Annotated in this window: 7 protein-coding genes and 1 pseudogene; 2 read left to right on the top strand and 6 right to left on the bottom strand. The window is 60.6% G+C overall.

The window, feature by feature from the left end; translation table 11 throughout:
* Nucleotides 1–696: 696 nt before the first annotated feature.
* The 6 genes from BI292_RS07835 to BI292_RS07810 form a co-directional block, all read right to left on the bottom strand.
* Nucleotides 697–915: a hypothetical protein gene (locus BI292_RS07835; protein WP_092280310.1), complete on the bottom strand. Its 219-nt coding sequence runs from the start codon at nt 913–915 to the stop codon at nt 697–699.
* A 60-nt stretch (nt 916–975) separates the two neighbouring features.
* On the bottom strand, nt 976–1,998 hold the full coding sequence (locus BI292_RS07830; protein ID WP_101207528.1) for an AbrB family transcriptional regulator: 1,023 nt from the start codon (nt 1,996–1,998) through the stop codon (nt 976–978).
* Nucleotides 1,999–2,183: 185 nt separating this feature from the next.
* On the bottom strand, nt 2,184–2,585 hold the full coding sequence (locus BI292_RS07825) for a low affinity iron permease family protein (RefSeq protein ID WP_092280314.1): 402 nt from the start codon (nt 2,583–2,585) through the stop codon (nt 2,184–2,186).
* Between the two features lie 246 nt (nt 2,586–2,831).
* Nucleotides 2,832–3,620: an alpha/beta hydrolase gene (locus tag BI292_RS07820; RefSeq protein WP_101207527.1), complete on the bottom strand. Its 789-nt coding sequence runs from the start codon at nt 3,618–3,620 to the stop codon at nt 2,832–2,834.
* Nucleotides 3,621–3,720: 100 nt separating this feature from the next.
* Nucleotides 3,721–4,605: a YghX family hydrolase gene (gene yghX / locus BI292_RS07815; protein ID WP_101207526.1), complete on the bottom strand. Its 885-nt coding sequence runs from the start codon at nt 4,603–4,605 to the stop codon at nt 3,721–3,723.
* A 21-nt stretch (nt 4,606–4,626) separates the two neighbouring features.
* The gene (locus tag BI292_RS07810) at nt 4,627–5,127 is read right to left on the bottom strand and encodes a transporter suffix domain-containing protein (RefSeq protein ID WP_092280320.1); all 501 of its coding nucleotides are present in this window, start codon (nt 5,125–5,127) and stop codon (nt 4,627–4,629) included.
* A 199-nt stretch (nt 5,128–5,326) separates the two neighbouring features.
* Between BI292_RS07810 and BI292_RS07805 the strand changes: the two genes are divergently transcribed.
* Together BI292_RS07805 and BI292_RS29125 are read left to right on the top strand one after the other, a co-directional pair.
* The gene (locus BI292_RS07805) at nt 5,327–6,868 is read left to right on the top strand and encodes an efflux transporter outer membrane subunit (protein ID WP_101207525.1); all 1,542 of its coding nucleotides are present in this window, start codon (nt 5,327–5,329) and stop codon (nt 6,866–6,868) included.
* A pseudogene (locus tag BI292_RS29125) lies at nt 6,861–7,027 on the top strand (HlyD family secretion protein); the annotation flags it as partial. The gene BI292_RS07805 and the pseudogene BI292_RS29125, both read left to right, overlap by 8 nt.

The raw sequence follows: 7,027 nt of genomic DNA, 5'->3' as shown, positions 1-7,027 counted from the left end.
ATCCCCTGTAGCAGCTGGCGAAGCCTGCGTCCGGCTGCGAAGCAGTCGCCCCGTCAAGGAAACGCGGTGTATCAGACAGACCGCGAACACAGGTTTTACGACTGCTGCGCAGCCGAACGCAGGCTTCGCCAGCTGCTACATCAGCGGGTTTTTTATCAACCGGCCAACCCCCACATATCCCCTGTAGCAGCTGGCGAAGCCTGCGTCCGGCTGCGAAGCAGTCGCCCCGTCAAGGAAACGCGGTGTATCAGACAGACCGCGAGCACAGGTTTTACGACTGCTGCGCAGCCGGACGCAGGCTTCGCCAGCTGCTACCAGGGGGCGTGTGCAACTAGGGATCGGAATCTGATCCGTATTTTCTGGTGTTATCTGCGTCTGTAACCAGATCAGTGCAAGTCCCAGAATGCCTCACCGGCCCGGCCGCCCTGAGATCAACTTGTCTCACTGCGCCTGTTGCGCCGCAACCTCAAGTAGTAGGAGGCCTGATGGCTAGAATGGCGATTTTTCTGGGTGGGTTTCTGGTGCTGACGATTTTGATCGGAGCGCTTGCGACGATTTCTCCGGCCTGAACACAAAAAAAGCCCGCTGAACCTGTGATGGTCAGCGGGCATTTTTATGTTGAGCCCTAGCCACTTTGGCCGGGGCTACCGCGAGACCTGTGGCAGGTCTGCTTTCAGGTTTTGACGGCTGACGATATCAGTTCCCATCCGCCACCTTGCGTTCGATCTCGTCGGTTTTGCGCCGTAGCTCTTCGGCGTCTTGCTCTTTGACGCGGGTCGAGGTCGGGGTGATGACTTCGTCGACTGCGCGGGTGTCGTCGTCGCGGTCCTGAAGATCGCGTTCGACCACGTTCACAGGTTTGCCCGACGTATCGGTCGGCAGGGGATTGGCTGGGTTTTTCGAGTCATTGTTCATATCGCATACCTCCATTGGCTTAAACGTTGGATGCAACGAGAGGCGCGGAGTTCGAGTTTTTTACAGTTCGCTTTGCCGCCAGCGGCGCGCCTGCACCATCACCGCCGGGGCAAAATGCAGCGCCATCATGCGCACCAGATGGTGGGTCAGGATAAACACCACATTCAGCCCGCCACCGAACGCGACGATGGTGATGGTTTCGATGGCGCCGGGCATGTACGCCAGCCACAACGTCAGCGGGTCACTGCCCAGCACGCGCGCGGCGATGCCGGCAAACGCGGCGGCCGTCAGCAACATCAAACCGACCGACATCACCCCGGCGCGACCATGGCGCAGCAGCTCCACCAGGGAAATATCCTTGAATTTCGCACCGATCAGCACGCCGAGAATCAGCGTGGCGAAATCTACGCTCCATTGCGGCATCTGGAAATCTTGCAGGTAGCCAAACTTGATATAGACGCCGGTGACAATGATCGCAGTGAGCATGAAAGGCGCCGGCACGCCGATGCGCAACAACACGCGCCCGAGCACGATGCACACGGCGATCAGTGACAGCGCGATCAGCCCGGTATTCAGGCCCAGCGCAGTGCTTTCGCTGAAGGCCAAGTGCACCGGTCCGGGGATCAGAAAACTCACCAGCACGGTAATCGACAACAGCCGCACCAGGTGCACAACGATGACTTTGCTCGATGCGCGCTCCGATTCCAGCAGATCGAACACTGCCGCGAGGGCGCCGGGGTAGACCGCGATCAGCGAGTCCTTGGCGTTCCAGCCCGAGACCTTGAACAGCCACAAACCGGCGAGGCTGATTTGCGCCATCAGGCACACAAACAGAAAACCCAGGCTGGGCAACAGCGCGGTGGCGGTCTGGCTGTCCCACGATTTGAACATCAGCCCCGTGGCGATCCCCAGCACGATTTGCACGTAGCCGAGGCTCAAGGGCAGGGTCGGCGAGAAGCGCAAGTTGCTGGCGATCAGCGCGGTGCTGAGGATGGAGCCGAGCAGCAGCCCGTGCGGCAGGCCCTCGTACTGCAACGTGGCGCCGACCGCGATGGCGATCAGCAAACACAATAATGTCTTCATGAGTCGTCCTTGATCCGGGGGGGGCAATCGGTAGCTTGCTTCCATTCTCGCCCGCACTTTCTCCCACTTATCGGCGTGAAGCGTCAAGCGCCGCGTGCCTGCCGCGCAACAAAAAGCCCCGGCGCTTGAAGGGCGGCGGGGCTTTGACGGCTGGTCAAACCTTGTGGCAAGTAGCCGGAGAGTGCTTAGACGGTAGGTGCCGCATCCGCTTTTTCGGCCGGCGACGGAAAGTGCATTTCCTCGCTCTCGCCGATGGTGCTGTATTGCTCACGCAACGCACGCAATTCCTTGGTGCCCATTTTGTCGAGGCACAGCAAGGCGTTTTGCGCTTCCTGGCTGGCGCGCAGCAATTCGTCGATCTTCAAATGCAAAATGTCGTTGTCGCGGTTCTGGGTGTTCTGGATCAGGAAGACCATCAGGAACGTGATGATCGTGGTCGAGGTGTTGATGATCAGTTGCCAAGTGTCGTTGTAATGAAAGAACGGCCCGGTGCTCGCCCAGACGACGATCAGCACGATGGCGAGAATGAAGGTTTTCGAACTGCCGGCCCAATTGGATAAAGATTGGCAGAATTTTGCAAAAGTCATAACGGTGAAATCCTGAAGAATGTCAGTCATGGACCGCAGGAGATTCTTGAAATTCTTTTTTACATTTTAAAAAATAGACGAAAAGTCGTTTAGCGCCGTGAACGCTCTATCTCCGCGGTCCCGGCTCCTGTAGGAGCGAGGCTTGCCCGCGAAGGCGTCGTCATGGTCGACATCTCCAGTGACTGATTTGCCGCTTTCGCGAGCAAGCTCTGCTCCTACAGGGGTTGGGGTGGTGTTGGACACGAGTTACAAAGCACCACCGATCAATCGCAGGTACTCGGGACTTTCGGAAATGGAGTTGTGCCCCACGCCGTTGATCACTCGCAGCGACGCCACGCCCGGCTCAAAATGCCCAAGCAGTCGCTGTGTGCTCGCACGCGGAATCACCTCGTCATCCTTCGCTGCGATCAGCAATGTCGGCACGCGGATGTGCGCGGCGTATTGGCCGGAATCAAAGGTGTCCTTCAACAACCACTTGATCGGGAAGATCGGATATTGCCGGACGCCAATTTCCAGCAGGCTATTGTACGGCGTGATCAAAATCAGCCGCGCCGCCGGGCGTTGACTGGCGAGGCGGATGGCGACGCCGGTGCCAAGGCTGCGACCGACTACGGCGACCTGCGGATGTTCGGCATACACCCGGTCAAACAGGTCCAGCGCATCGCGCGCAATCGCCTCTTCGGAAGGGGAGCCCGAGCTGCCGCCAAAGCCACGGTAGTGCAGCAAATACAGGGCGTGCTCCGGGAAAGCTGCGGCGAACGAAGGCAGATTCTGCGAGACGTCCTCGGCATTGCCGCCGAAATAAATCAGCGCCTTCGGACCCTCGCGCAGCCGCACAGATACCTGCAAATCCGCATCGGCGACTGCCAACTTCAGCACGTTCTCGGCGGCACCTGGCGCACTTGGTTGCGGGAAGTAAATCAGTGAGCGTTGAAACACGAACAACGCCAGGCAGATCAGCAAATACAAAGCTGCGATCGCGACAACGACGTACACCAGAATGCGTGGCATGCGGCTGATTTTTCCAGAAGACATGGTTAACCGAGAACCTCAATTCACACATCGCGGCTCACTGTGGGAGCAAGGCTTGCCCGCGATGACGGATGCAAAATTCCATCGCGGGCAAGCCATGCTCCTACAGGTAACGCCTGAACCAGGCAATCGTCCGGTCCCACGCCAGATTCGCCGCCGCCTCATCAAACCGCGGCGTTGAATCGTTGTGGAAACCATGATTGACCCCCGGATAAATGTACGCCTCATAGGTCTTGCCCGCCGCTTTCAACGCCTGCTCATAGGCCGGCCAGCCTTCGTTGATGCGCGTGTCCAGTTCGGCGAAATGCAGCAGCAGCGGTGCCTTGATTCGCGGCACGTCCTTGCTGTCGGCCTGGCGCCCGTAAAATGAAACGCCGGCGCCCAGTTCCGGATAGGCCACGGCCGCCGCGTTGACCACACCGCCGCCATAGCAGAACCCGGTGATGCCGACCTTGCCGGTGCCTGCGTCATCCTTCATCAGCCACTCGATGGCGGCGAAGAAGTCGTTCATGAGTTTTTCCGGGTCGACGGTCATTTGCAGCTCGCGGCCCTTGTCGTCATTGCCGGGATAGCCGCCCACCGAGGTCAAGCCATCAGGGGCGAGGGCGATGAAACCGGCCTTGGCCACGCGCCGCGCGACGTCTTCGATATACGGGTTGAGCCCACGGTTTTCATGCACCACCACCACGGCCGGCAGCTTGCCCGTGGCTTGCGCCGGGCGCACCCGATAACCGCGCACTTGCCCGTGGCCCTTGGGCGACGGATAGGTGATGTATTCGGCAATGATTTGCGGGTCGGTGAACGCGACTTGCTCGGCCATCGCGTAATTGGGGTTCAGCGAAGCGAGCAGGGCGGACGCGGTCAGGCCGCCCAAGGTGAACAACGCCGCGCGGTCGAGAAACTCACGGCGGTTGATCTGGCCGTGCACGTAATAGTCGTAGAGTTCCAGCAACTCGGGGGCGAAGTCTTTTGCGGTCAAACGGGTCATTAGCCTTCCTTTTGATCAGTTTCAAGCATTCGAAACCTTGGCCGTGCGGATGAACAGTGCGCGGACCTTGTCCCAGAAATTGCCGCCCAACACGAAAAAGCTGCCAACCAGCATCACGTCGCCGAGCAGTTGCAGTTGCCACAGGTTCGGCCGCAGTCCCGGCCAGAAGCTGTCGACATAGGGTTCGAGAAACGCCGAAATCAGCGGCAGACAAAACATCACCAGGCCGATCCGGTGCCGCAGCGGGCCGACTTCGGCATCCGCGCTGGGCGCCAGCGACGTCACGTAGCCAAACACGTTGCGCTTCAATTGCTGGAAACCGGCCTTGCCCATCACCGCGATCACCAGCAGCAACAACACCTTGTTGCTGATAAACAGCACACCGGTCAGCGCCGCCACCTTGGAACCCGGCACTCCGATGGCGGCGGCCAGCGGCACCATCAACCATGACCCCAGCATCACGCAGAGAATGATAATGCCCAGTTTGAAACGCCAGCCGGCGGAGTGGGGTTGAGTGGTCATGTCGCTCGCACCTGTGTTGATGGAGAACCTTGATGGAGAGCCTTTTTGGAGGGCCTTGGCAGAAAGCCGTGATTTCCGGGCACTTGAAAGCGTAGCAGTTGCCGGATAAAAGCGAGCCGTTGCGGGTTTTGCCTGGCGGCGGCCGGGTTCCTTTCGGGCGGCTATGCTCCAGTCATCTTCCTTGGCCGGGAATTCATTCATGCCCGCACGCGCCGCCATGCTCCTGTTTCTGCTGCCGCTGCTCGGCCTCGGCGGCTGCACGCGCGTTGGTCCGGACTTCCAGCCGCCCGGCGAGGACTGGGTCAAACACTGGAGCACGCCGGCGCTGCAACAATCCAGCGAACGCGGCGCGAGCCCGGATCTGCGCCAGTGGTGGCAGGTGTTCAATGACCCGGTGCTCGACCAGTTGATCAGCGCTGCTGACGCGCACAATTCGAGCCTGAAAATCGCCGGCCTGCGGGTGCTCGAAGCACGCGCACAATTGGCCATCGCCCGCGCCGGGCGTTATCCGCAATTCCAGCAGGCCAGCGTCGATTTGCTGCACGTCGAGCGGCGCCAGTACAACGGCGACAACCCGCAGAACAGCCGTTTCTGGCAATTCAGCGAAGGGTTCGACATCGGTTGGGAACTGGATTTCTGGGGCCGTTTCAGCCGCGCCATCGAGTCTTCGGACGCCAGTTATTTCGCCGCCCAGGCCAACTACGAAGACGTGCTGGTGCTGCTGCGCGCGCAAGTCGCCGACAGTTACTTTTCCCTGCGCACCACCGAAGCACGGCTGCGCGTTGCCCGCGACAACACCCGCCAACAACAACGCAGCCTCGACATCACCCGCAAGCTGTTCAACAGCGGCCAGACCGCCGAGCTCGATCTGCAGCAGGCCAACGCGCAATACCTTGGCACGCTCGCGAGCATTCCCAGTCTTGAAGATCAACTGCACCGCACTCGCAACGCCCTCGCGGTGCTGACCGGGCAGGCGCCGGGCGATTTGCCGCAAGTCACGGTCAACGAAGAATTGATCCCGCTGGTGGACCGCGCCGTGCTGCAGGATGTGCCGGCCAATCTGCTGCTGCGCCGCCCCGATGTGCGCGCCGCCGAGCTGAATGTCGCCGCGCAATCGGCGCTGATCGGCGTAGCGCTGAGTGATCTGTATCCGTCGCTGAGCTTGCTCGGCAGCATCGTCTGGAGCGCCAATTCGCTGGGCGGCAGTTCCAACACGCTGGAGATTGTCGGTGGCCCGAGCCTGCGCTGGAACCTGTTCGATCACGGCCAGATCAGCAACAACGTGCGGGTTCAGGATGCGCGTTTGCAGCAACTGATCGAGGTCTATCGCGACACCGTGCGCCAAGCCGCCCGCGAGGCCGACGATGCCGCCAATGGTTTGAACAAAGCCCTTGAACGCGAGCGTATCCTTGCCCGGGCCGAAGTCGCCGCCCAGCGTTCGCTGGTGCTGGCGCGCGCGCAATACACCGAGGGTTTTTCCGACTTTCAGCGGGTGCTGGATGCGCAACGGGCACTGCTCGAATTGCAGGACAGCTACCTGATCAGCCGCAGCACGGCGGTGAGCAATCTGGTGGCGTTGTACAAGGCGCTCGGCGGTGGCTGGTATGCGGCGCAACCGCTGCTTGACCCGCCGACGCGCAAGCAAATGGACAACCGCACCGACTGGGGCGGCCTGCTCGACACCCCGGCGGACAGTCAACCCGCTTTTCCGCAACCCTTGAAGGTGAATGACGATGAGTGAAGCCGTCCCGCCACCAATTGCCGAACCTGCGGCGGCCCCGGAGAAGAAGGCGATCAAGTGGGTGTTGCTGGTGATCCTGATCAGCCTCGCCTGGTATCTGCTCGCGGACCGCTTCACGCCTTACACGCAACAGGCGCGGGTCGGCGCGTTTGTGATTCC

It is taken from the genome of Pseudomonas sp. 43NM1, from assembly GCF_002836905.1.
In the GTDB taxonomy this organism is placed as follows: domain Bacteria; phylum Pseudomonadota; class Gammaproteobacteria; order Pseudomonadales; family Pseudomonadaceae; genus Aquipseudomonas; species Aquipseudomonas prosekii.
The sequence above is the reverse complement of the archived record's forward strand: the minus strand, read 5'-3'. Positions and strand labels throughout refer to the sequence as shown.

What these genes read in the sequence shown, in the direction of transcription:
- BI292_RS07805 (WP_101207525.1), top strand. Translation starts at nt 5,327, where the DNA reads ATGCCCGCACGCGCCGCCATGCTCCTGTTTCTGCTGCCGCTGCTCGGC.
- BI292_RS07825 (WP_092280314.1), bottom strand. Translation starts at nt 2,585, where the DNA reads ATGACTTTTGCAAAATTCTGCCAATCTTTATCCAATTGGGCCGGCAGT.
- BI292_RS07820 (WP_101207527.1), bottom strand. Translation starts at nt 3,620, where the DNA reads ATGTCTTCTGGAAAAATCAGCCGCATGCCACGCATTCTGGTGTACGTC.
- yghX (WP_101207526.1), bottom strand. Translation starts at nt 4,605, where the DNA reads ATGACCCGTTTGACCGCAAAAGACTTCGCCCCCGAGTTGCTGGAACTC.
- BI292_RS07835 (WP_092280310.1), bottom strand. Translation starts at nt 915, where the DNA reads ATGAACAATGACTCGAAAAACCCAGCCAATCCCCTGCCGACCGATACG.
- BI292_RS07810 (WP_092280320.1), bottom strand. Translation starts at nt 5,127, where the DNA reads ATGACCACTCAACCCCACTCCGCCGGCTGGCGTTTCAAACTGGGCATT.
- BI292_RS07830 (WP_101207528.1), bottom strand. Translation starts at nt 1,998, where the DNA reads ATGAAGACATTATTGTGTTTGCTGATCGCCATCGCGGTCGGCGCCACG.